At 57.8% G+C, this 19,597-nt stretch carries 25 protein-coding genes; 17 read left to right on the top strand and 8 right to left on the bottom strand.

The window, feature by feature from the left end:
• Positions 1-8: 8 nt before the first annotated feature.
• The 13 genes from flgK to V1T76_RS16065 all read left to right on the top strand — a co-directional run bounded on the left by flgK (position 9) and on the right by V1T76_RS16065 (position 9,631).
• A complete protein-coding gene (flgK, locus tag V1T76_RS16005) occupies positions 9-1,499 on the top strand; it encodes a flagellar hook-associated protein FlgK (RefSeq protein WP_330561658.1) in 1,491 nt (496 codons plus the stop codon).
• Between the two features lie 5 nt (positions 1,500-1,504).
• A complete protein-coding gene (locus tag V1T76_RS16010; RefSeq protein WP_330561659.1) occupies positions 1,505-2,551 on the top strand; it encodes a flagellar hook-associated family protein in 1,047 nt (348 codons plus the stop codon).
• 51 nt (positions 2,552-2,602) lie between these two features.
• On the top strand, positions 2,603-2,953 hold the full coding sequence (flaF, locus tag V1T76_RS16015; RefSeq protein WP_006934621.1) for a flagellar biosynthesis regulator FlaF: 351 nt from the start codon (positions 2,603-2,605) through the stop codon (positions 2,951-2,953).
• A gap of 4 nt (positions 2,954-2,957) precedes the next feature.
• Positions 2,958-3,431, top strand: coding sequence for a flagellar biosynthesis repressor FlbT (gene flbT, locus V1T76_RS16020; protein WP_330561660.1), 474 nt, complete (start codon positions 2,958-2,960; stop codon positions 3,429-3,431).
• 11 nt (positions 3,432-3,442) lie between these two features.
• A complete protein-coding gene (flgD, locus tag V1T76_RS16025; RefSeq protein WP_330561661.1) occupies positions 3,443-3,838 on the top strand; it encodes a flagellar hook assembly protein FlgD in 396 nt (131 codons plus the stop codon).
• A 14-nt stretch (positions 3,839-3,852) separates the two neighbouring features.
• Positions 3,853-4,119, top strand: a complete 267-nt coding sequence (gene fliQ / locus V1T76_RS16030; protein WP_006934616.1) for a flagellar biosynthesis protein FliQ — start codon at positions 3,853-3,855, stop codon at positions 4,117-4,119.
• Between the two features lie 350 nt (positions 4,120-4,469).
• Positions 4,470-6,560, top strand: a complete 2,091-nt coding sequence (gene flhA, locus V1T76_RS16035) for a flagellar biosynthesis protein FlhA (RefSeq protein WP_040439904.1) — start codon at positions 4,470-4,472, stop codon at positions 6,558-6,560.
• Positions 6,557-7,333, top strand: a complete 777-nt coding sequence (fliR, locus tag V1T76_RS16040; protein ID WP_330561662.1) for a flagellar biosynthesis protein FliR — start codon at positions 6,557-6,559, stop codon at positions 7,331-7,333. The genes flhA and fliR overlap by 4 nt, the downstream gene beginning before the upstream one ends.
• A 30-nt stretch (positions 7,334-7,363) precedes the next feature.
• On the top strand, positions 7,364-7,744 hold the full coding sequence (locus tag V1T76_RS16045; protein ID WP_330561663.1) for a flagellar biosynthesis protein R: 381 nt from the start codon (positions 7,364-7,366) through the stop codon (positions 7,742-7,744).
• Positions 7,745-7,925: 181 nt separating this feature from the next.
• Complete coding sequence (locus tag V1T76_RS16050; protein ID WP_330561664.1) at positions 7,926-8,348, top strand: rod-binding protein; 423 nt, start codon at positions 7,926-7,928, stop codon at positions 8,346-8,348.
• Positions 8,348-8,776, top strand: coding sequence for a hypothetical protein (locus V1T76_RS16055; RefSeq protein WP_330561665.1), 429 nt, complete (start codon positions 8,348-8,350; stop codon positions 8,774-8,776). The genes V1T76_RS16050 and V1T76_RS16055 overlap by 1 nt, the downstream gene beginning before the upstream one ends.
• Positions 8,773-9,228: a hypothetical protein gene (locus V1T76_RS16060; protein WP_330561666.1), complete on the top strand. Its 456-nt coding sequence runs from the start codon at positions 8,773-8,775 to the stop codon at positions 9,226-9,228. Before V1T76_RS16055 ends, V1T76_RS16060 begins: the two co-directional genes overlap by 4 nt.
• A 178-nt stretch (positions 9,229-9,406) precedes the next feature.
• Complete coding sequence (locus V1T76_RS16065; RefSeq protein WP_330561667.1) at positions 9,407-9,631, top strand: hypothetical protein; 225 nt, start codon at positions 9,407-9,409, stop codon at positions 9,629-9,631.
• Between the two features lie 74 nt (positions 9,632-9,705).
• On the opposite strand, the gene V1T76_RS16070 is transcribed toward V1T76_RS16065, so the two are convergent.
• From V1T76_RS16070 to motA, 8 genes are all read right to left on the bottom strand, one after another.
• Positions 9,706-9,963: a hypothetical protein gene (locus tag V1T76_RS16070; RefSeq protein WP_330561668.1), complete on the bottom strand. Its 258-nt coding sequence runs from the start codon at positions 9,961-9,963 to the stop codon at positions 9,706-9,708.
• 226 nt (positions 9,964-10,189) lie between these two features.
• Positions 10,190-10,636, bottom strand: a complete 447-nt coding sequence (locus V1T76_RS16075) for a hypothetical protein (protein ID WP_330561669.1) — start codon at positions 10,634-10,636, stop codon at positions 10,190-10,192.
• A 25-nt stretch (positions 10,637-10,661) separates the two neighbouring features.
• On the bottom strand, positions 10,662-11,735 hold the full coding sequence (gene flhB, locus V1T76_RS16080; protein ID WP_330561670.1) for a flagellar biosynthesis protein FlhB: 1,074 nt from the start codon (positions 11,733-11,735) through the stop codon (positions 10,662-10,664).
• Between the two features lie 52 nt (positions 11,736-11,787).
• Complete coding sequence (locus V1T76_RS16085) at positions 11,788-12,852, bottom strand: flagellar motor switch protein FliG (RefSeq protein WP_006934600.1); 1,065 nt, start codon at positions 12,850-12,852, stop codon at positions 11,788-11,790.
• Between the two features lie 68 nt (positions 12,853-12,920).
• Positions 12,921-13,313 carry a flagellar motor switch protein FliN gene (fliN, locus tag V1T76_RS16090; protein ID WP_330561671.1) on the bottom strand — a complete coding sequence of 131 codons (393 nt, stop codon included), beginning with the start codon at positions 13,311-13,313 and terminating at the stop codon, positions 12,921-12,923.
• On the bottom strand, positions 13,313-13,882 hold the full coding sequence (locus V1T76_RS16095) for a hypothetical protein (RefSeq protein ID WP_330561672.1): 570 nt from the start codon (positions 13,880-13,882) through the stop codon (positions 13,313-13,315). Before V1T76_RS16095 ends, fliN begins: the two co-directional genes overlap by 1 nt.
• Positions 13,863-14,822 carry a flagellar motor switch protein FliM gene (locus tag V1T76_RS16100; RefSeq protein WP_006934597.1) on the bottom strand — a complete coding sequence of 320 codons (960 nt, stop codon included), beginning with the start codon at positions 14,820-14,822 and terminating at the stop codon, positions 13,863-13,865. Before V1T76_RS16100 ends, V1T76_RS16095 begins: the two co-directional genes overlap by 20 nt.
• A gap of 3 nt (positions 14,823-14,825) precedes the next feature.
• Positions 14,826-15,716, bottom strand: a complete 891-nt coding sequence (gene motA / locus V1T76_RS16105) for a flagellar motor stator protein MotA (RefSeq protein WP_330561673.1) — start codon at positions 15,714-15,716, stop codon at positions 14,826-14,828.
• Positions 15,717-15,901: 185 nt separating this feature from the next.
• Between motA and V1T76_RS16110 the strand changes: the two genes are divergently transcribed.
• From V1T76_RS16110 to V1T76_RS16125, 4 genes are read left to right on the top strand one after another with little or no spacing between them, the layout of a single operon-like run.
• Positions 15,902-16,690 carry a DUF1217 domain-containing protein gene (locus V1T76_RS16110; RefSeq protein ID WP_330561674.1) on the top strand — a complete coding sequence of 263 codons (789 nt, stop codon included), beginning with the start codon at positions 15,902-15,904 and terminating at the stop codon, positions 16,688-16,690.
• A 3-nt stretch (positions 16,691-16,693) separates the two neighbouring features.
• Positions 16,694-17,425: a flagellar basal-body rod protein FlgF gene (flgF, locus tag V1T76_RS16115; protein ID WP_330561675.1), complete on the top strand. Its 732-nt coding sequence runs from the start codon at positions 16,694-16,696 to the stop codon at positions 17,423-17,425.
• A complete protein-coding gene (locus V1T76_RS16120) occupies positions 17,422-18,213 on the top strand; it encodes a hypothetical protein (RefSeq protein WP_330561676.1) in 792 nt (263 codons plus the stop codon). Before flgF ends, V1T76_RS16120 begins: the two co-directional genes overlap by 4 nt.
• The gene (locus V1T76_RS16125) at positions 18,182-19,528 is read left to right on the top strand and encodes a FliI/YscN family ATPase (RefSeq protein ID WP_330561677.1); all 1,347 of its coding nucleotides are present in this window, start codon (positions 18,182-18,184) and stop codon (positions 19,526-19,528) included. Before V1T76_RS16120 ends, V1T76_RS16125 begins: the two co-directional genes overlap by 32 nt.
• Positions 19,529-19,597: the final 69 nt, after the last annotated feature.

Genomic DNA, 19,597 nt, shown 5'->3' on the forward strand with positions numbered 1-19,597 from the left:
TTATTGTCATGAGTTTGTCTGTAGCCCTAAAAGTCGCCCAGTCCGCGCTGGCCGCTCGGCAGACAGAATCCTCCGTGGTTTCGCGAAACATTGCCGGGGCACAGGATCCCGGCTACTCGCGAAAATCCGTTCTGTTGAGCCAGACCTATACCGAGAGCGGCCAGGCCGGCGGCCTCAAGGTCGACGGTATAGGCCGGGTGACGGACAGTGCGCTGTATTCGTCACTCCTGACCTCCACGTCGACTGGTTCTTCCCAGGAAGCGGTTCTGGCGGGTCTGACCCGTCTGGCTGAAACCACGGGTGATACGCAGAACCAGATGTCCGCTGCGGCAAAACTTGGTGCGTTGAAGCTGTCGCTTCAAAGTTATGCATCCGACCCCAGCAACGCGATTCAGGCTCAGGATGTACTGCAAGCGTCCAAGGACATGGTGCGCACGCTTCAGTCCGGATCGGAGCTGGTTCAGGATGTGCGCACCAAGGCGGATGCGGACATGGCAACCTCCGTGCGCGAGATCAACACGCTCCTGAAGCAACTGGAGGATCTCAATTCGGTCATCGTCCGTGGAACGCAGTCCGGGGCTGATGTAACCGATGCTCATGACAGCCGTGACCAGGTTCTGCTCAAGCTGTCCGAGGAAATCGGCATTACCACTTTGAACCGCAGCAATGGGGACATCGTCGTCTACACCGACAGTGGTGTGACGCTGTTCGAAACCAGGGCGAGAGCGGTCACCTTCGAGCCAACCATTGTTTTTGGTGCTGCGACCACGGGCAACTCCGTAATGGTTGACGGCGTTCCGGTCGCAGGACCGGGGGCTCTCATGGAGATCAAGTCCGGCAGGCTCCAAGGTCTTGCGGAACTGCGCGACGAGGTTGCTGTGACCTATCAGAGCCAGCTCGACGAGATCGCTCGCGGCTTGATCGAAGCTTTTGCTGAAAGTGATCAGAGCGGGGGCGGTAACCCGGATCAGGCTGGTCTGTTCACATGGTCCGGCGCTCCGGCAGTGCCCGCATCCGGTACTCTGGTGCCTGGTCTTGCCGCGGAAATCGCCGTCAATGCCAACGCCGACCCGGATCAGGGTGGCGATCTGGACAGGTTGCGCGACGGGGGTATCTCCGATCCTTTTGATCCGAATTACAACTACAACCCGTCTGGTGCTGCCGGGTTCTCCGACCGTCTGCAGGAACTCGTATCTGCCTTCGACAAGGACACCGTTTTCGATAGTGGCGTCGAGCTCGATGCGACCGACTCGTTGTCCGGTTTTGCCGCTTCCTCCGTAAGCTGGCTGGAAGCCGGCCGAAAGACGATGACGAGCAACGTCGAGGTGCAGACAGTCATTCTCAGCCGGACGGCTGAGAACCTCAACAACAAGACAGGCGTCAACATCGACGAAGAAATGACGCTTCTTCTGGAAATCGAGCGCTCCTATTCGGCAGCGACGCGGCTCATCAGCGCCGTGGACGCCATGCTGGAAGATCTTCTGGCCGCTGCGAGGTAACAGTCATGAAAACCACCTACATCTCTACGATCACTCTTGCCGACGCTTCACGGCGGCAGATCCAGAACCAGGCCAGTCTCGTCCAGCGGCTGAGCATCGAAGTGTCGTCCGGGCGCAAATACGATGTTGGACTGGATCTCGGCACCAAAACGGGCGAGAGCGTCTCGCTTCGCTCCGAGTTCCATTTTCTGAACGGCATTACGGATACCAACGCGCTCACTGCGTCGCGGCTTGACGTCAGCCAGGCGGCGATGGGGGACGTTCTGAAGGACGCGCAGGATTTTCTGTCGACCCTTGTTGCATTGCGCGAGAACAACGGCACCGCCGACATCGTCAAGGCCGATGCCGTCGGCAATCTGGAACTTCTGACGTCACGTCTGAACACGCAGCTCAACGGCAACTTCGTGTTTGCAGGCATAAACACGGATCAGGAACCCTTCGTCGATTATTCCGATCCGGGCGCGCCTAACAAATTGGCCGCAGATGCGGCGTTCCTGACTGAATTCGGTATCGCACAGACAAACCCAGGCGTTTCCGGCATCACGCCGGCGGCAATGTCGACTTATCTAAACGGTGCCTTTGACCTGATGTTTCAGGACCCTGCCTGGGGAACCTCCTGGTCCAGTGCAACCGACAGCGTGATGGTGAGCCGTATTTCGGCGAGCGAAACGGTTTCAAGTTCGGTGAGCGCCAATGAGCAGGCGTTCCGGGACCTGGCCGCGGCATACACCATGATGTCCGACCTCGGGAACGAGGACCTTGATCCTGAAACTTTGAAGGTGGTGGTCAACAAGGCCATCGAGAAGCTCGGCACCGGCATTGCCGAGATCACCAGCCAGATGGGGCAACTCGGGAACGTGCAGGAGCAGGTCAAGCTGGCGAGTGAGCGGTTGAAGGTGCAGACCGACATCTTGAACCGGCGCATCAACGACCTGGAAAATGTCGATCCGGAGGAAACGGCCGTCCGTCTCAACACAGCTCTGACACAGCTGGAGACCACCTATGCGGTCACCTCCCGCATGCAGCGTCTCAGCATCCTCAACTACCTTTGATCGAAACCAAATGTCTGACTTTTCGCATAAAACTCAACCTTGAGAGGGCCCATGTACAATCTGTCTTACGCTGAGGTTATGGACGATCTTTGCTCTGACCAGCGGCTTAACGAACATGAGGCTATGACGATCGTGATCGGCAAGCTCAACGTCGCCAAGGAGCGCGGCGTCAAGTCTCCCGAAGCCGTCGACGCGCTGTTCTACACACGGCGTCTTTGGAGCTATTTCCTGGAACACCTGGCGGATGAGGCCAACGAGTTGCCCATCGAGACAAGGGCCAACCTGATTTCCGTTGGCATCTGGGTTCTGAAAGAAGTCGAGGCGCTGCGCCAGTGGGAGCAGGAAGACTTCTCGGACATCATCCAGATCAATTCCATCATCCGCGACAGCCTGGACGGTTAAACTCATGAAAATCGGTTTGAAAGCGGGCGAACGCCTGTTCATCAACGGTGCGGTGATCCGGGCCGAACGGAAGACCAACATCGAACTCCTGAACGATGCCGTATTCCTGCTCGAAGCCCATGTGCTACAGCCCGAAGAGGCCACGACACCGCTTCGCCAGCTCTACTTCATTCTCCAAACCATGATCATCGATCCGGCGGCTGCCGGTGCGGTTCAGGACATGTTCCATCTTGTGCTCGGTTCCGTGAAATCGGCGTTCTCGAACAAGGAGGTGCTGATGCACCTCGACAAGGTCGAGGAGCTTGCGAAGACGGACCGTTGGTTCGAAGCGATGAAAGTGGTGCGGGCGCTCTATCCGCTGGAGGCAAATCTGATGCTCGCTGAAAAGAACCGGCGCACGCAGGAAGCCCGCCAGGCTGCCCCAAGGACGGCGGAAGCGGAAAATTTTCACTACGGCCCCCGGCTGGCCGTCGTTTAAGGAGTGACAAGATGACCAGTGTTCAAGGCGTCAGTGCCACCGAGGGAGCTGCCTCGCCGGCAACCGCACAAAAGCAGCTAACGGTCGACTACGATACCTTCCTGCATCTGATGATGGCGCAAATGCAGAACCAGGATCCGACCAATCCCATGGATGCGTCCGAACAGCTCGCGCAGCTCGCAAGCTTCAGCCAAGTTGAGCAATCTATTCAAACGAATGCCAAGCTTGAAACCCTCCTGACAAATCTTTCCTTCGGTCAGGTGGACGATCTTATCGGGCGGACAGTAACCGACGCCAACGGCACGACCGGTGTGGTGGAAAAGGTCGAAGTCTATTCCGACGGGACCGTGCTCGCGCTCGACAACGGTAAAGGCGTCCTGCTTGGCCCGGGTGTAACCATATCCTGAGCGGATGAATTGACATGAATGAAGTTGATGCCCTGGACCTGGTCCGGACCGCCATCTGGACGATCCTCGTCGGTTCTGCTCCCGCAATCGTACCGGCAATGATTGTCGGTATTGTCATTGCCCTGCTGCAGGCCCTGACTCAGGTTCAGGAAATCACGCTCACCTTCATTCCGAAGATCGTTGCCATCCTTGTCATGATCGTGGTCGCCGGGCCCTTCATCGGTGGCCAGATCTACTCTTTGACGACCTTGATCTACAATCGGATCGAGACCGGGTTCTAACATCCCGACCTACTGACAATATTGTGTCATCCCGGTATGGCGCATAAGCGCCAAGACCGGTATCCGGTTTTCTCAGTCGTCGGTGTTCTGGAAAGCGGTAGCGCAGGTGGTTACTGAGTCCCGGCCGTCGCCGGGATGACAAGTAAGATGCATTTCTCGCTTCTGTTTCGACTTGAAGCGCGACCTGCTTCAAATGCGCTGAATGCTCTCTCCCGATCCTGGACCAATCATCTTCGGTCGGGGTGCACGAAGTTTCCCGAGCAAGCTGTCCCAATTTCTTCTCCGATAAAGCCTCACGCAAGCTTCAAGGGCGAGGTTGCCAGGTATCAGACCTGCAGCAGAGAGAAGGCATGACAGACACCTCCCTTTCGCCGGCTGCCGGCGGTGCGCCGGACAGCCGCCGCGACGTCGGCTTTGCCATCGGCATCGTCCTCATCCTGGCCGTTCTTTTTCTGCCGATCCCGACCTTTCTGATCGATATCGGCCTGGCCATGTCAATCGCACTGTCGGTGCTGATCCTGATGGTCTCGCTGTGGATACAGCGGCCGCTGGATTTTTCGTCCTTCCCGACAATTCTGCTGATTGCCACCATGCTGCGGCTGTCGCTCAACATCTCGACGACGCGCATGATCCTTGCCAACGGTCATGAAGGGCTGAATGCAGCCGGGTATGTGATCAACGGTTTTTCGCAATTCGTCATGAGCGGTGACTTCGTCATTGGTCTGATCGTGTTTGCGATCCTGGTCATCGTCAACTTCATGGTGATCACCAAGGGCGCGACGCGTATCGCGGAAGTTGGCGCCCGCTTCACCCTGGATGCGATCCCGGGCAAGCAGATGGCAATCGACGCGGATCTTTCTGCCGGCCTTATCGACGACAAGGAGGCGCAACGCCGGCGCAAGGAGCTGGAAGAGGAAAGCTCCTTTTTCGGTGCCATGGACGGTGCCTCCAAATTCGTCCGCGGCGACGCAATCGCCGGCCTCATCATTACGGCAGTCAATATCCTGGGCGGCATCGTTATCGGCGTTACGCGCTATGACATGACGGTATCCAACGCGGCCGACGTCTTCACCAAGCTTTCTGTCGGCGACGGTCTTGTCTCCCAGATCCCTGCACTGATCGTGTCTCTGGCAGCAGGTCTGCTGGTTTCCAAGGGTGGGACCAGAGGTTCGACTGACAAGGCGGTTCTCGGCCAGCTCGGAGGGTATCCGCGCGCGCTATTCGTGGCCGCGATCCTGATGGCCATCTTTGCCTTGATGCCGGGACTGCCCATGTTGCCGTTCCTGTTGCTGGCCTGCCTGATGGGGTTCATCGGCTATGCCATTCCAAGGCGTCTTGCAGCGGCGAAAAAGGTCGAGGACGACAAGAAACGAGCGGCCGAGGAACAGGCGAAGCTCGAGGAAAAGGATTCCGTCAAGGAGACGCTCAAGTCTGCGGAAGTCGAGCTGGTTCTCGGCAAGCAGCTCTCGGCAGAACTGTTGACGCGGACCGGCGAGCTGTCGCGCCGCGTTGCCAAGATGCGCCGGAAGTTTGCCGAGCAATATGGTTTTGTCGTGCCCGACATTCGCGTCACCGACAGTCTGACGCTTGATCCGAAGAGTTATCAGATCAAGATCCACGGTACGATCATTGCCTCACAGCACCTGAAAGTCGGAGAGCTTCTGGTCATACCGCACAATGACGAGGCTTTGCCGGTGCCGGCGGACCAGACGCGCGAACCGGCATTCGGGATGCAGGCCTACTGGGTTCCGCAAGCCTACAAGGATGAACTCAAACGCCGCGGTATGACACCGGCCGAGAACATCACCGTCATCCTGACGCATTTGAGCGAAGTGATCCGCAACAACCTGCCGCAGCTCCTGTCCTACAAGGACATGCGCAAGCTGTTCGACAGGCTGGACCCGGAATACCAGAAGCTTCTCGATGATATCTGTCCGGCACACACGTCTTTCTCAGGTCTGCAAGCTGTTCTCAAGCTTCTGCTGGCAGAGCGGGTTTCGATCAGGAACCTCAACCTGATCCTGGAAGCGGTTGCCGAGATCGTGCCGCATGTGCGCAGATCGGAGCAGGTGGTGGAGCACGTGCGCATGCGCATCGCCCAGCAGATTTGCGGCGACCTTGCCGAAGGCGGACCTTTGAAGGTGCTGCGTCTGGGCAACCGCTGGGATCTTGCCTTCCACAACGCTCTCAAACGGGACGGCAAGGGCGATGTCATCGAGTTCGATATCGAGCCGCAACTGGTGGAAGAATTCGGCACGCAGATGTCGGAGGCCGTCAAGAGACACATGAAGGATGGCAGCCGATTTGCCGTGGTGGCAGCACCGGATGCCCGGCCATACGTTCGCATGATCGTCGAACGTATGTTCCCGACCCTGCCGGTCCTGTCGCATCTTGAAATTGCCCGCGGCGTGGACGTTGCCTCGCTCGGAAGCGTCTCGTGATTTCCGGCGGCCTCTTTTTCAGTACCTTCAGCTCGTCGCTGCTTCTGGCGGTCTTCCTGCTGTTCTGCCGGATAGGGGCATGCCTGATGGTGATCCCGGGGTTCGGCAGCAACCGGGTGCCGGTGCATGTGCGTCTGTTCATCGCGCTTTCCGTCGCGTTGGCCTTGTCGCCACTGCTGGCACCGGGCGTACAGGCGTCTTTGCCGGATGAGCAACTCGGCACAGTTGCCGGGTTTATCGGTGCGGAATTGCTGACCGGTGCCTTCATCGGTTTTCTGGGTCGGATCTTCCTGGCTGCTCTGGAAACACTGACGACGCTGGTCTCCATGGCGATCGGCCTGTCGAATATGCCGGGCATGCCGATCGACGGTGTGGATTCCCTGCCGCCAGTGGCAAACCTCTTCACGGTTACAGCAACGGCAATGGTCTTCATCACCAACCAGCATTGGGAAATTCTGCGTGGGCTGGCTGCTTCCTACGAGGCGATGCCGGTCGGGCAGCCGCTGGCGGCCGTGACTGGTCTTGAGCAGTTTGCCGAGCAGTTGGGCCGAACCTTCCTTCTGGCGCTGCGTGTGTGCAGTCCGTTCATCGTCTACACGGTGGTGGTCAACTTTGCCGTTGGCCTTGTCAACAAGCTGACACCGCAGATCCCGGTCTACTTCATCTCCATGCCGTTCGTGATCGCGGGCGGTCTCTACTTTCTCTATCTCGTCATCGCGGAGGCCATCATGATCTTCCTCGACGGCTACTTCACTTGGCTCCAGATAGGTTAGGCACGCCTGACCGTGAAAGGTTCCTGTTCGATGGCACGCAAAAGTCAGGATATCGAACGTTTGTTCCGGATGCAGAAGCAGATTTTCCTGTTTTCCTCGTGGCTGCTGCAGAAACTTGATGCCCAGGTCTATCAGCTCAACGAGAAGGAGAGGCGGATTTTGCTGGCCCTGTCGAACGGCGACCTGGCGCAGCACGACCGCTTCATCGCCAATGCAGCAGAGCGGCTGAGACGTATCATCGAGGAGATGTCAAGGCTCAGCGAGGCGCGCGCAAAGGTGAATTCCGAATACGACCGCCAGCGGATGATGCTCAAACTCATGGCTGAACGTCTCGCCAAAATGCGTGGCGAGGAAAAGCGTGCCGAGGAGGAGCGGGATCTCATGGATCTGCTCGACCGCAGATACGGGTGACGACCGATTGGTGCAAAGGGCAAGAGCGCTGTTTGGCGAGAAGCACCACTGCGCAAGCCTCCCACAAGCTGCGTGAGCTACACCTGAGGACGCAAACAAGGTTCGGTTCAAGTGAATTGCTTGCCTTGCCCTGTCACCTGCCGGGCCTTGTTTGCACCTTACGTTTTTCGAGGAGCCCAGCATGGCGATTTCGCCACCTTCAGATCTGATCCTGGATGTTTCCAGGGCTGCCGACCCGGTGAACCTTGCAGAGGCCACGAACCGTCTCAGGTCCATTTCCGCGGGGGCGGCGGGGGACGGCTTCGCGCTTGCCTATGCCGGTGCAACGAACCGGGCAGGGGCTTCTGAAGGCAGTTTCCGGACCGCCGGTTACGAAGGCCCTTCCGAAAAATCTCCTGCCGAGAAATTCGAAGCGATGATCCTCGGCCAATTTGTCGAAACCATGCTTCCGGACGACTCGGAGGCCGTGTTCGGCTCTGGAACCGCCGGAGAAATATGGAAATCGATGCTTGCCGAACAGGTCGCGAACCAGCTTGCTGCCAGTGGCGGTGTCGGCATCGCGGGCCTGATTTCAGAGACGCTTGAAAAGGGAGTTAAAGCCTGATGGACGCCGCCAACGATGTCGACTTTCAGGACGTTGCCGTAACCGATCTCGCACTTCAGGAAATCACGCCTGATCCGGTGCGGTCGATGCCGCTGGTGGTTGCGGTTCGCCGAGCAATTGAGGCAGTGCTTGACGAAACCCGGGCACTTCGGGCGGACCCGACAGCGGATCTGAAAATTTTTGAATACGGCAAGAGCCAGGCCCTTCTGGATCTTGCCAGAGCACGGTCGCTCGTGCCGCCGGCGTTCTATTCGCAGGAGCTGCGTGAGGACCTTGCCGACTTCAAGGACGTGCTTGATGAGAACATCGGCCTATTGCAACTGCACATGAATGCGGTATCGGAAGTTGTCGGCATGATGTCCAGGACCATGATCGACTATGAATCCGACGGCACCTACGAGGCACCGTTTCCAGAGAGGGCGCGATGATCAAGATCCTCGTTGCCGGTCTGTGGATGTCTGCCACCATGCTGGCGTCCGGATACGGAACCACGCAGTATCTGGCTGCGCAGAAACGCGTCGGCGACGATGAACCTGCATTTGTTGGGCTGGATTATGAGACCGTGAACCCTGTCAACGTGCCGATCCTGTTTGACGGCACGCTGCAAGGCTATGTGGTGATCAAGATGGTCTTCACAGCTGATGGCGACACGTTGCGCCGCCTGCCGGTGCCGCCACACCCCTTCCTGGTAGATGAAGCCTTTCGGGTTCTTTATGCCGACGAAACCCTCGATTTCCGTAGCCTGGAGCGCTACGACCTCGAAGCCTTTACCGAACGGCTCAAGAAATCTACCAATGCCCGCCTCGGCCGGCCCGTGGTGCACGACGTGCTGGTGGAGGAGTTCAATTACTTCGACAAGGCGGACGTGATCACGCACTAGTAGCCGGATCCGAGCCTTGTCATGAAAACCAGATTCTGCCGCCTCCCAGGCAATTGGCGTCCAGCTTCGGCTGGGCGCTTTTTTTTTTGCAAAACGACCTACCAGTGTTTTCGTACTTGCCTGAAGGGCGCCATTCAGGAACCCTGATGGACATCTCCCGCAACCTGGAGCGAGCCAAATGCCTGATACGTTTCTGGATGAGAGTTCCGTCAAAAAGGTGACCTTGGCGAGCGACAACGGGGCAATCGTATTGACGTCGGACGATATCCAGGTCCTGGAAAATGCCGTCGAAATTCTGCTCTTTTCCGATGTCGTCGAGGGCGAGCAGGCGCGAGAAATGCGGCTGACAGGCAAAAGCCTGCACGAAATCATGGAGCGCTTATCGACCCTTCTAGGAGAGTGAGCCCGGCATCTGTCTTATCCGGCGAAGGTTTCTTCCGGTCACCGGCATCTGGTCATCAACCCGGTGGCGCCGTGTCATGTATCCGGGTCAAATATCGTATCGATCGCCTCGAAGATGGTCTTGTAGACACCGATTTCGTCCTTGGCGAAGTCGCCGTGGGGGATTGCCCGTTTTGCTTCGGCAATCAGGTCGGCTTTGATGGCCTCCAGATCAACGCCCGCATTCTCTGGCCGACTTGAAAGTTCGACATGCAAGCGCTTGGCGATCCCGGCATAGGCGACGATGGCCGTTACCATGTGTGCAGGATCCTCAGGTATCTGGATTTTTTTCATGGCACCGTTTCTTTTGTTCCTGCTGAGAGGCTTTCAGGCCCGTAAATCAGAAACGAGCGTCCAGGGACCCGCATATGGTGATTTGCCGACTTTTTTGAAGCTCGGTTAGGAAAACTGCCTGGCACCAGTACGCGAAAGGAAAAGACGCCAGAAGCCGAAAACACCGTCGTGCAACAGACACGCCGTATCTCACCTTATCGGTAGAGCCTGAACCGTCAGGATTTCCTTATCGCAACCTGGCATCCTTAAGGGCTTCAAGCAGCAGTTCCGTTTCTTTTTCCCTGTTCCCACTAGCGTCCGGCACTTCGACATAGGAAACGTTGACGGCATTGTCCGGCCAGGCGAGGACTGCCGTGAAATAGATCCAGACTCCCTTGTTGAAGAATTCCAGATCGAGCGAGATGCGCGGGGTGGTTTCCCATTCCACCTCGGCTTGCGCAGCCATGGAGTAGCGCAAGGAACCTTCCTTGAAGAAGAGCTCGGCCGATGTCTTGATCAATTCTTCGATATTGCCGTGCTGATCGGTCCGGATATAGGCGATGAAGTCGACCACATCCACCAGCTTCAGGTCTTCGATGAATTCGGTGAGAGCAGAGGCGATCGCTTGCTGGCGCAGCCGGTCGCATTCCAGCGGCGACACTTTATCGCCGTTGCCTTCAGGCATGTCGTGCATTCCCCGGACCTCCAAATACATTAAATTATACAGCAGTTTTGGTCTGGCGTGAGTACACGTAGCAAATGATTTCCGCAACTGCTCTGTAGAATTCCGGCGGGATCATCCTTTCAACTTCTGTCGCTGCGTAAAGGGAGCGGGCAAGTTGCCGGTCTTCGATCACCGGAATATTGTTCGCCTCCGCGATCTCCCTGATTTTAAGCGCGATCAGATCCTGTCCCTTTGCGACTACCACCGGCGCTGGATTTTGGTCCCCGTCATAGCGCAAGGCAACAGCGAAATGCGTCGGATTGGCGACAATCAGTGTTGCTTGCGGCACGGCCGACATCATGCGGTTTCTTGCCCTGTCGCGCGCGAGAGAACGCTGGCGGGCCTTGACGATCGGGTCGCCTTCCATCTGCTTGTGCTCGTCCTTGATCTCCTGCTTGCTCATGCGCAGGTTCTTGCGCCAGTGCGAGCGCGACCAGAGAATGTCGACCGTGACGAGCAGAATGGTAACGATGCAGACGCCGGCGATCAGCTTCATCGAAATCTGCAGGATCGCTTCGGGCAATGCGCTTGGGTCTGTGAACATGGCGTTGATCAGTTCCGCTTCATTCGCCCGGAACTGGCCATAAACAATGGCGCTGACCGTTGAGAACTTGAAGACGGCCTTGAGGAACTCGACAAGGCCCTGGGCTCCGAATATGCGGCTCCAGCCCTTCGCGAGCGACAGTTTGGAGGCGTCCGGCTTGATGCGGTGAAAAACGATGCTGGGTGTGTTCTGCAGAAAGGCGGACGCAAGACCGGATGCGGCAAGCAATGCGACAATCGGTGCGAGGAAAACCAGAACCTCGACCGAGACCGCGTGGGTGAGCAACAATGCGTCGGCGCTGTTTCCAAGATCCACTCCTCCCGAAAGGTCCAGAAGATGCGTCAGCGTTTGGATGAGCTGACGCGATGCCGAGGTTATTACGAAACTGCCGATCAAGAGCGTTGCGATAAAGGTTGCCAGAACAGGGGCTTCCCGTGAGACCGGGGTATTGCCCTTTTCTATGGCATCGCTGATCTTTTTTTCGGTCGGTTCCTCTGTTTTTGAGTCCTTGTCTTCTTCCGACATCCAGCCACCTGCCGTTCCGGCTCAGAGCTCTTCGGACCGATTGCAAAGACACCTATGCAAAGAATGCACCTTCGTCCTGCTTCGGGTTGAGCTCGATTTCACCGCGCGATGCCATTTCCAAGGCAAGGTTGGTGATCGCGCTGCGTGCGTCCAGAACATCGCGCTGCGCTGCCGGTTCGCCGGCTGCCAGTTCGTGTTCGGCGATACGGCGTGCACGTGATGTCAGAGACGACAGGATCACTTCGCGGAACTGGGCATTCGTTCCCTTCAGTGCCAGCACGATACGGTCCGTCGGGATCTGATCGAATATTGCCATACGTGTCCGGGCGTTCAGATTGGTGATATCGTCGAAGGTGAAGAGGAGGCCCTTCAGAAGTTCGGCCGTTTTCGGTTTCACCTCGTTAAGGTTTTCCAATGCGTCTTCCATGTGTTCGCGGTCCATCTTGTTGAGGATGTCCGCCATGCGCGCATGGGAGTCGGCTTCCAGGGTGCCGGACAGGTTGAGCATGAAGTCTTCATGCATCGTCTTTTCGACATCACGCATGATTTCCGGGACCACTGCCTTGATTGACAGCATGCGCCGGACAAGGGAGTTGCGCGTCTGATTGTTGATCTGGCCAAGTACCTTCGCGGCAGCACTGGGCTTGATCTTTGTCAGAATGAGTGCAGCGGTTTGCGGGTGCTCTTTCAGAAGGTAATTGGCAAACACTGTTTCTGAAACCGTGGTCAACCTGTCCCAGATCGATCGGTTTGAGTTGCCGAGCACGTCCGACATGATGTCGGCAAGCTGATCGTCCGGCAGGACGCCTTCCAGCATCTTTTCCACTTCGTTGGCGGAGCCGTAAAGCGTCGTGCCGTGAGAGAACTGCTCTATGAATTCTTCCGCCAACCGGTCGAGTTCTTCCGACGCCACCGTGCCGAGCTGCGCGGCGGAAACGGTGATCATCCGGATTTCTTCCTGATCGAAATGGCGGAGCAGCTTCTGTGAACTGGTCTTGCCCAGGGACAGCAGCAGTGCGGCCACGCGTTGTGTTCCGTTCATGCGGCGGGCAGGCGGCGCCGGCGGCTTTGCAAGGTTGGCAGCGGTTGCGGCGGAAGCGTTGGCGGAAGTCATCATGTTTCACTTCAATCCTGAGAAAACAGCCTTGGACGGACCGGAGAAGGCAAGATCGGAGAGTTCCGGCCTCAGATTTCCAGGCCGCCGGCCTGTGCGCTCATGATCTCCGTCAGCGAGACCCCGAAACGGGAATTGTCGTCTTCCACAACCACCACTTCGCCGCGGGCGATGACACGGCCATTGACAACGATGTCGATTGGTTCACCGACACGGTGATTGAGCGGGATGACTGCGCCCCGGCCAAGTTTCAGGAGATTGGAAACCAGCATGGTTGCCGATCCGAGTACCACCTGGATGTTGACCGGAATTCCCAGGATGGTGTCGAGGTTTCTGTCGTCACCGATGGTGTCGCTACCTGAGTTCTTTTCCGGTGCTTCGACCTTGGCAAAACTTGCGGCATCAGCCGGACGGGCTTTCGGGCCTTTTTCAGCTTCGATGTGATCAACGATGGTTTCGGACATTACATCTTATCCTTCTGGTTCATGGAGACCGTGCGAAACGGGCTTTGCAGCGAATTGTCGATACGGTGAACGCGGGTGGGGGCCGGTTGAACGGCCTGACCGCGATGAATGGTCGTTTCCTTGCGTCCGCCGGCAGGTGTGGGATTGGCTGAGGCAACTGCCCGTTCGCCAGCCGTGTCCTCTGCGAAAATGTCGATGTCGTCGCGAACGGGTGCAAAGCGCTTCGGGTCGTGCAGGACGGCGGTTGCCTTTGACAGCTCCTTCAGCTCAGCACGGAGCACGGACTGCTGGCGTTTTGCCTCACGGGTCAGACCATCGATTTCGGCGATCAGTTCGCGGGCATCGTCCATCCGGTTGCCGAGCGCATTGAGGATCTGGGCACCCTTGACGTTGATCTCCTGGATCGACACCTCGATCCCGTCGAGCGCGAGCGCGGTCTGATCGAAGATGCGCTGGTAATCCTTGTGGTAGCTGCCCAGTCGGCGCAGCTCGCGGTGCATGGCAAGCATCCGGACCGTGGTCGCGACCAGCGCGAGCAGGAGGACGCCATCAACGATTGCGGAGATCATCGAACAGATCCTTTTCTTCCTCATGGATGAGCTCATCGATCTGCAACGTGTAAGATCCGTTCAACTGCCCAAGCTGGCAGGTGAAGACGGGTTGGTCGTTGCAGGCGAGTGTTACCGGAGAGCGGGCTGTCGCCTGAAGTTCAATGACCTGTCCAACCCTCAGGTTGGCGAGATCGCCGAGCGACATTTCACGTTCTTCCAGAATGGCTTCCAGCTTGACTTCGGTGCGCTGGATCTCGTTGTGGAAGTGCTGGGTCCATTGTTTGTCGCGGCTCGACATTTCGCCGGACAGGACCTGGGACAGGCGCTGGCGCAACGGGTTGAGTGTCGAGTGCGGCATGACGATGAACACTTCACCGCCGCGTCCGATAGCCTGTTGCAGCAGGCGGGCAACCACTGCCGGGTTGTTCCGCCGTCCAACTACCGCAAAGTCCATCCGGCTTTCGATCCGCTCGATCTTCAGCGTTGTCTCGGCAATTGGCGCAAAACTTTCGGCAAGGGCTTTGGCTGCGACCTCGAACATGGTGCGCGCAATGCGTGTTTCGATGTTCGAGAAGGGCCGTTCGTCATCGATGGGCGGTTCGGTACCGTCGGCACCGAACAGAACGTCCACCAGTGTGAAGATGAAGTCCCGGTCAAAGCCGACGAGGACACGGGCATCCCATTCCGGAGAATAGAGCACAGCCACGAGGGCGTTGGATTCAAACTCGTCCAGAACATCGCCAATGCGGTTGTTTTCGACATAGCTGACCGAAATGTAGGACGGTGAGGGGGACTTCTGGCGCATGGCGTCGGCCATCAGGCGGGCCATACGGTCGAATACCACCGGAAGCATCGGCAGGCGGTCGACGGATATTCCGGCGGCATCCAGCAGACGGTCGGCGATCATGGCGCGTTCGGAGCTGGAAGCGTTGGAGCTTGCGGTCGCTGCTTCGATCATGGCTTAGGCAGCTCCCTGCAGGTCCTGGACGTTGTCGACGCTACCGGCACTCATGGTCTCGTTTTCAACTTCGTCGATGGTCGGACGGTCGTAGTCGGAAATGGTCTTGCGGCCATGCTCCAGGGCAATCTGCGGATCGGCGCCATTCATGAAGGCGAGCAGGGTTTGCTTGACGACGATGTAGGTCCGAAGGCGGTTCTCGCGGACGTTGCGGATCTTCGAGGCAATCGGGCCGAACAGCGAATAGGAGAAGAAGATACCGACAAATGTGCCCACGAGCGCAGCGCCGATCAGGCTGCCCAGCAACTGGGGAGACTGGTCGATGGCACCCATGGCCTTGATGACACCGAGCACGGCCGCGATGATACCGATGGCGGGAAGCGCGTCGGCGATGCTGCTCATGGCGTGGTACGGCTTCATCTGGTCGCGGTGGATCGTGTGCAGTTCTTCGTCGACCAGGGCTTCGATCTCATGAGCGCGGGCATTGCCGACGATGATCAGCCGGAAGTAGTCGCAGATGAAGGTGGTCAGACTGGCATTGCGCAAAACCGACGGATACTTCTGGAAAATCGGCGAAGTATTCGGGTCTTCGATGTGCGGCTCAACCTGGTTGCGGCCCTTGGCGCGCAACTCGCGCATCAGTCCGTACAGCAGTGCCAGAACGTCGAGGTATTCCCGCTTGTTGGGGACGGCATTTCGCAGCGCATCCGAAACGGCAACAAGCGTTCCCTTTATGACCTTCATTGGATTGGCAACGACGAAGGCACCGATAGCGACGCCTAGAATAATGACGAGCTCCCACGGCTGCCAGAGGACGGAGACCTTGCCTCCGAGTGCGGCAAAGCCGCCGATAAGGGACGCGCCCGCTATGATCAGGCCGATAAGAATAGTCACCTAACAGCTCCCAACTGGTGTGGATTGCAACTCTGATTGGGAGGACGCTAGCGGCCGAGACTTGCCTGAAGCTGACGCGAAAAAGCCGTTTGAAATTCATTTCCAGCCGTCAGCCTGGCGTAAGCTTTGCGAGTGAGTGTTTCCCGAAAGCCTGCCCGCCATGGGCCCGCAACGGGGATAAAACCATGATCAATACACTGAGCCAGGTTCAGCTCGTCAGAACCAACATGGAACGCTCGCTGAAGACGGTTGCCGCGGACCCGATGGTCGAACGTCAGACCGAATATTATCGCGAAAACATACGCGACATTAAAACCATCGATGAATTTCTGGCGGACGACCGGATCTTCAACTATGCGATGACCGCCATGGGCCTGGAGGACATGATCTACGCCAAGGCCTTCATTCGAAAGGTGCTGGAAGAAGGCACGGATGATCGCGGGGCTTTTGCCAATCAGCTTGCTGATACCAAGTACAAGAACTTCGCCGAGACCTTCAATTTCAAGCGTTATGGCGAGACGACGACGTCATTCGCCCGCACGCAGGAAGCGATTGTCCAGAAATACCATCGGCAAACGCTGGAAGTGCGTGAGGGTGAACAGAACCAGGGTGTCCGGCTGGCGCTCTATTTCGAGCGCAGAGCACCGGATATCACAAACGCCTACGACGTCCTGGCAGACCGCGCGCTCGCCGAGGCCGTTTACACCTCGCTCGGCCTGCCGCAGGAATTTGCGATGACCGACATCGACAAGCAGGCAGCCTATCTGGAAGAGCGTCTGGATTTCAGCAAGTTCGGTGATGCGGATTACCTGGCAAAATTCCTGAACAGGTTCTCCGCCCTTTATGACCTTTCCAACGGCCCGACAGGCAGCATGTCGCCGACGCTGGCACTGTTCGGCAATGGGCCGGGTGTCATTCAGATGGGGCAGGGGCTGCTGGCCAGTCTTCAGAATTTCCGCCTCGGAGGCCTTTGATCCATGGAATCCGCTCTCTACGTAGCGCTGTCCGCGCAGGTCGCCCTGTCCAATCGCCTCGAAACGGTGGCCCGTAACGTCGCCAACATGAACACAGCCGGCTATCGGGCGGACGAAGTCAAGTTCGCCGAGCTGGTTTCCAAGGCTGGCCAGGACAAGGTCAGTTTCTCGACCGGTGGCGAGAAGTACATTTCGCGCCAGTACGGAAGTCTGAACAAGACCGACAATCCGCTCGATCTTGCCGTCGAGGGCGAGGCCTGGTTTGCGATCCGCGACGCCAACGGCAACCTGTCCTACACGAGGGACGGCCGCCTACAGATCGGCAGTGACGGCACCTTGCGCACCTTGACCGGGCAGCAGATTCTGGGAGCCGGCGGGCAGCCTATTTCGCTTGACCCGGATGCCGGAACACCCTTGATCACGCAGTCTGGTGAGATTTCCCAGAACGATGTCGGGATCATCGGGCAGGTTGGCCTGTTTCTGATCCCGGACGATGCCCAACTTACGCGCGCCGAGAATTCTGCGGTAATCCCGGACAAGCCGGTTATTCCGGTTCAGACCTATGACACGAACGGGGTTCGCCAGGGATATGTCGAAGGATCGAACATCAATCCCGTTCGGGAAATGACCAAGATGATCATGATCTCGCGTGCCTTTGAGAGTGCGACGAAGATGATCGACACCAGCAACGAGAGCCAGGAGAAGGCCATTCGCGAACTGGGGGCAACCTCATGACGACGGTGGACGCAACACAGGCAGTGGGCAAACCGATGGACCTTGGCGTGGTCATGGATGGTTCATCCAACAAGGCTGCACGGTCGGGTCTGTCGTCCAAGACTGAAAACTCCGCTTTCAGCTTTGGTGACTTCATCGACGTGATCAATCCATTGCAGCATATCCCTGGGATTGCTGAACTTTATAGATCCGTCACGAACGACGAAATTTCGGACAATGCCCGCAAGGCCGGCAATGCTCTCTACGGGTTTGCGCTTGGTGGCCCGGTAGGGCTTGGGGCCATGCTTGCCTATAATGAGGTTGGTGATCGCCTGAACAGCGGTCCGGAAACCCCAGTCTCACAAACTGTCGAAGTTGCCGAAGCGGCACCGGCCAGTGAACAGGCACCTGCCACAGATGTTCCGGTGCCTCTCCGCAAGCCAGTCGTTGCGCCAGCGACAACAGGCGCAGATCAGGCTGCGGCTTCGGCTGTTCTCGGAGAAGCCGTGGCATCGACCGGTCGCAGAGATACACCGCCTTCAGCTCTCGTTGACCACATCGACCGCGCCGACGCAGCGCAGGGAGCGGCTTCAGGAGTGACCACATCCTCCGAAAAGTCTGTGAGAGGCAACGCTTCATCCGTTTCGTATGTCGAGTTGCCGGAAAGCGCGACGCAATCCGGACCGGTCTTGCCCGACCAGCAAGGGCTCGACCGGCTGGCGTCGCACAAATCCAACCATCTGCCTCTCGATGTCTTGAAAGCTCTTCAGGAACGCCATGCCGAACGCTCCGCATCTGAACGCACTTGACCAAATCTCCGCCTCCTTGGCAGCCCTTGAAACGGAAATAGGGCCCGTCAAACTCAGCGGGCGAGTGACCCAGGTCTCCTCCGAGTCCATTCGTGTGTCGGGACTTTCCCGCGTGGTGTGCCTGGGCGATCTGGTGCAGTTCGAGGGACGATCCGGTGTGCGGCAAGGGGAAATCATCCGGCTTGACCAGAAGGACGTGGTGATCAAACCGCTTGAGCGGGTAACAGACATCGGCATCGGCAGCGTGGCGTCCGTCATGGGTGGGCTTGCCATCCATCCGGACATGAGTTGGCGTGGACGGATCGTAAATGCACTTGGAGAGCCGATTGACGGGGCAGGGCCTCTTGCCCATGGCGTCGAGGCGTTTCTTCTGGACCGTGCTCCTCCGCCGGCGATGAACAGGAGCAAGATTTCCGAGGGGGTTCGAACCGGCGTGCGGGTAATCGACCTGTTCACACCGCTGTGCGTCGGCCAGCGCGTCGGCGTATTCGCAGGTTCCGGTGTCGGCAAATCCACTCTTCTGGGTATGCTTGCCGGGTTCGGCGATTTCGATACGGTTGTTGTCGGTCTTGTCGGCGAACGCGGACGTGAAGTGCGCGAGTTCATCGATGATATTCTCGGCGAGACCTTGGCGCATTCCGTCGTTGTTGCTTCGACTGGTGACGAAAGTGCCATGCAGCGCCGTCTGGCGCCCAAAACGGCAATGAGCGTTGCCGAGTATTTTCGAGCGCAAGGCCACAAGGTGCTGCTCATTCTGGATTCTGCCACCCGCTTTGCGCATGCTGCCCGGGATGTGGCTCTGGCAGCGGGAGAACCGCCCGTCGCCCGTGGTTTCCCGCCAAGCGTCTTTGCCGATCTCGCCCGCCTCATAGAGCGCGCCGGGCCGGGCAGCAGTGGCGAGGGGTCGATTACCGGAATTTTCTCCGTCCTTGTCGACGGAGATGACCACAACGATCCGGTTTCGGATGCAATCCGAGGTCTCTTGGATGGTCACATCGTCCTGGATCGGCAGATTGCAGAATCCGGCCACTATCCTCCCGTTAGCATCTTGAAATCCACGTCTCGCCTGGCTGACCGGGCGTGGACGCAGGATCAGCAGGATCTGATCCACCGTATCAAGGGTCTGATTTCCTATTATGAAGATACGAAGGATCTGCGCCTGATGGGCGGCTTTCAGACTGCGGGTGACGAAAAACTGGAAAAGGCCTGCCGTCTCGTTCCCAGGATTTACGAAGCGCTGAGACAGCGTGCGGATCAGTTGGCTCCCTCCGATCCGTTTGCAGACCTGGCTCAGGCTTTAGCTGCTGACACGTAAACCATTTTCCGCATCTCCAGTATAAATACAAAATTGCCGCCTTGTTTGGCGGCGATTTTTGTATATATC

Origin of the sequence: Roseibium sp. FZY0029 (genome assembly GCF_036350355.1) — a bacterium.
Lineage (GTDB): Bacteria > Pseudomonadota > Alphaproteobacteria > Rhizobiales > Stappiaceae > Roseibium.

What these genes read in the sequence shown, in the direction of transcription:
- flgK (WP_330561658.1), top strand. Translation starts at nt 9, where the DNA reads ATGAGTTTGTCTGTAGCCCTAAAAGTCGCCCAGTCCGCGCTGGCCGCT.
- V1T76_RS16010 (WP_330561659.1), top strand. Translation starts at nt 1,505, where the DNA reads ATGAAAACCACCTACATCTCTACGATCACTCTTGCCGACGCTTCACGG.
- flaF (WP_006934621.1), top strand. Translation starts at nt 2,603, where the DNA reads ATGTACAATCTGTCTTACGCTGAGGTTATGGACGATCTTTGCTCTGAC.
- flbT (WP_330561660.1), top strand. Translation starts at nt 2,958, where the DNA reads ATGAAAATCGGTTTGAAAGCGGGCGAACGCCTGTTCATCAACGGTGCG.
- flgD (WP_330561661.1), top strand. Translation starts at nt 3,443, where the DNA reads ATGACCAGTGTTCAAGGCGTCAGTGCCACCGAGGGAGCTGCCTCGCCG.
- fliQ (WP_006934616.1), top strand. Translation starts at nt 3,853, where the DNA reads ATGAATGAAGTTGATGCCCTGGACCTGGTCCGGACCGCCATCTGGACG.
- flhA (WP_040439904.1), top strand. Translation starts at nt 4,470, where the DNA reads ATGACAGACACCTCCCTTTCGCCGGCTGCCGGCGGTGCGCCGGACAGC.
- V1T76_RS16045 (WP_330561663.1), top strand. Translation starts at nt 7,364, where the DNA reads ATGGCACGCAAAAGTCAGGATATCGAACGTTTGTTCCGGATGCAGAAG.
- V1T76_RS16050 (WP_330561664.1), top strand. Translation starts at nt 7,926, where the DNA reads ATGGCGATTTCGCCACCTTCAGATCTGATCCTGGATGTTTCCAGGGCT.
- V1T76_RS16055 (WP_330561665.1), top strand. Translation starts at nt 8,348, where the DNA reads ATGGACGCCGCCAACGATGTCGACTTTCAGGACGTTGCCGTAACCGAT.
- V1T76_RS16060 (WP_330561666.1), top strand. Translation starts at nt 8,773, where the DNA reads ATGATCAAGATCCTCGTTGCCGGTCTGTGGATGTCTGCCACCATGCTG.
- V1T76_RS16065 (WP_330561667.1), top strand. Translation starts at nt 9,407, where the DNA reads ATGCCTGATACGTTTCTGGATGAGAGTTCCGTCAAAAAGGTGACCTTG.
- V1T76_RS16070 (WP_330561668.1), bottom strand. Translation starts at nt 9,963, where the DNA reads ATGAAAAAAATCCAGATACCTGAGGATCCTGCACACATGGTAACGGCC.
- V1T76_RS16075 (WP_330561669.1), bottom strand. Translation starts at nt 10,636, where the DNA reads ATGCACGACATGCCTGAAGGCAACGGCGATAAAGTGTCGCCGCTGGAA.
- flhB (WP_330561670.1), bottom strand. Translation starts at nt 11,735, where the DNA reads ATGTCGGAAGAAGACAAGGACTCAAAAACAGAGGAACCGACCGAAAAA.
- V1T76_RS16085 (WP_006934600.1), bottom strand. Translation starts at nt 12,852, where the DNA reads ATGATGACTTCCGCCAACGCTTCCGCCGCAACCGCTGCCAACCTTGCA.
- fliN (WP_330561671.1), bottom strand. Translation starts at nt 13,313, where the DNA reads ATGTCCGAAACCATCGTTGATCACATCGAAGCTGAAAAAGGCCCGAAA.
- V1T76_RS16095 (WP_330561672.1), bottom strand. Translation starts at nt 13,882, where the DNA reads ATGATCTCCGCAATCGTTGATGGCGTCCTCCTGCTCGCGCTGGTCGCG.
- V1T76_RS16100 (WP_006934597.1), bottom strand. Translation starts at nt 14,822, where the DNA reads ATGATCGAAGCAGCGACCGCAAGCTCCAACGCTTCCAGCTCCGAACGC.
- V1T76_RS16110 (WP_330561674.1), top strand. Translation starts at nt 15,902, where the DNA reads ATGATCAATACACTGAGCCAGGTTCAGCTCGTCAGAACCAACATGGAA.
- flgF (WP_330561675.1), top strand. Translation starts at nt 16,694, where the DNA reads ATGGAATCCGCTCTCTACGTAGCGCTGTCCGCGCAGGTCGCCCTGTCC.
- V1T76_RS16120 (WP_330561676.1), top strand. Translation starts at nt 17,422, where the DNA reads ATGACGACGGTGGACGCAACACAGGCAGTGGGCAAACCGATGGACCTT.
- V1T76_RS16125 (WP_330561677.1), top strand. Translation starts at nt 18,182, where the DNA reads ATGCCGAACGCTCCGCATCTGAACGCACTTGACCAAATCTCCGCCTCC.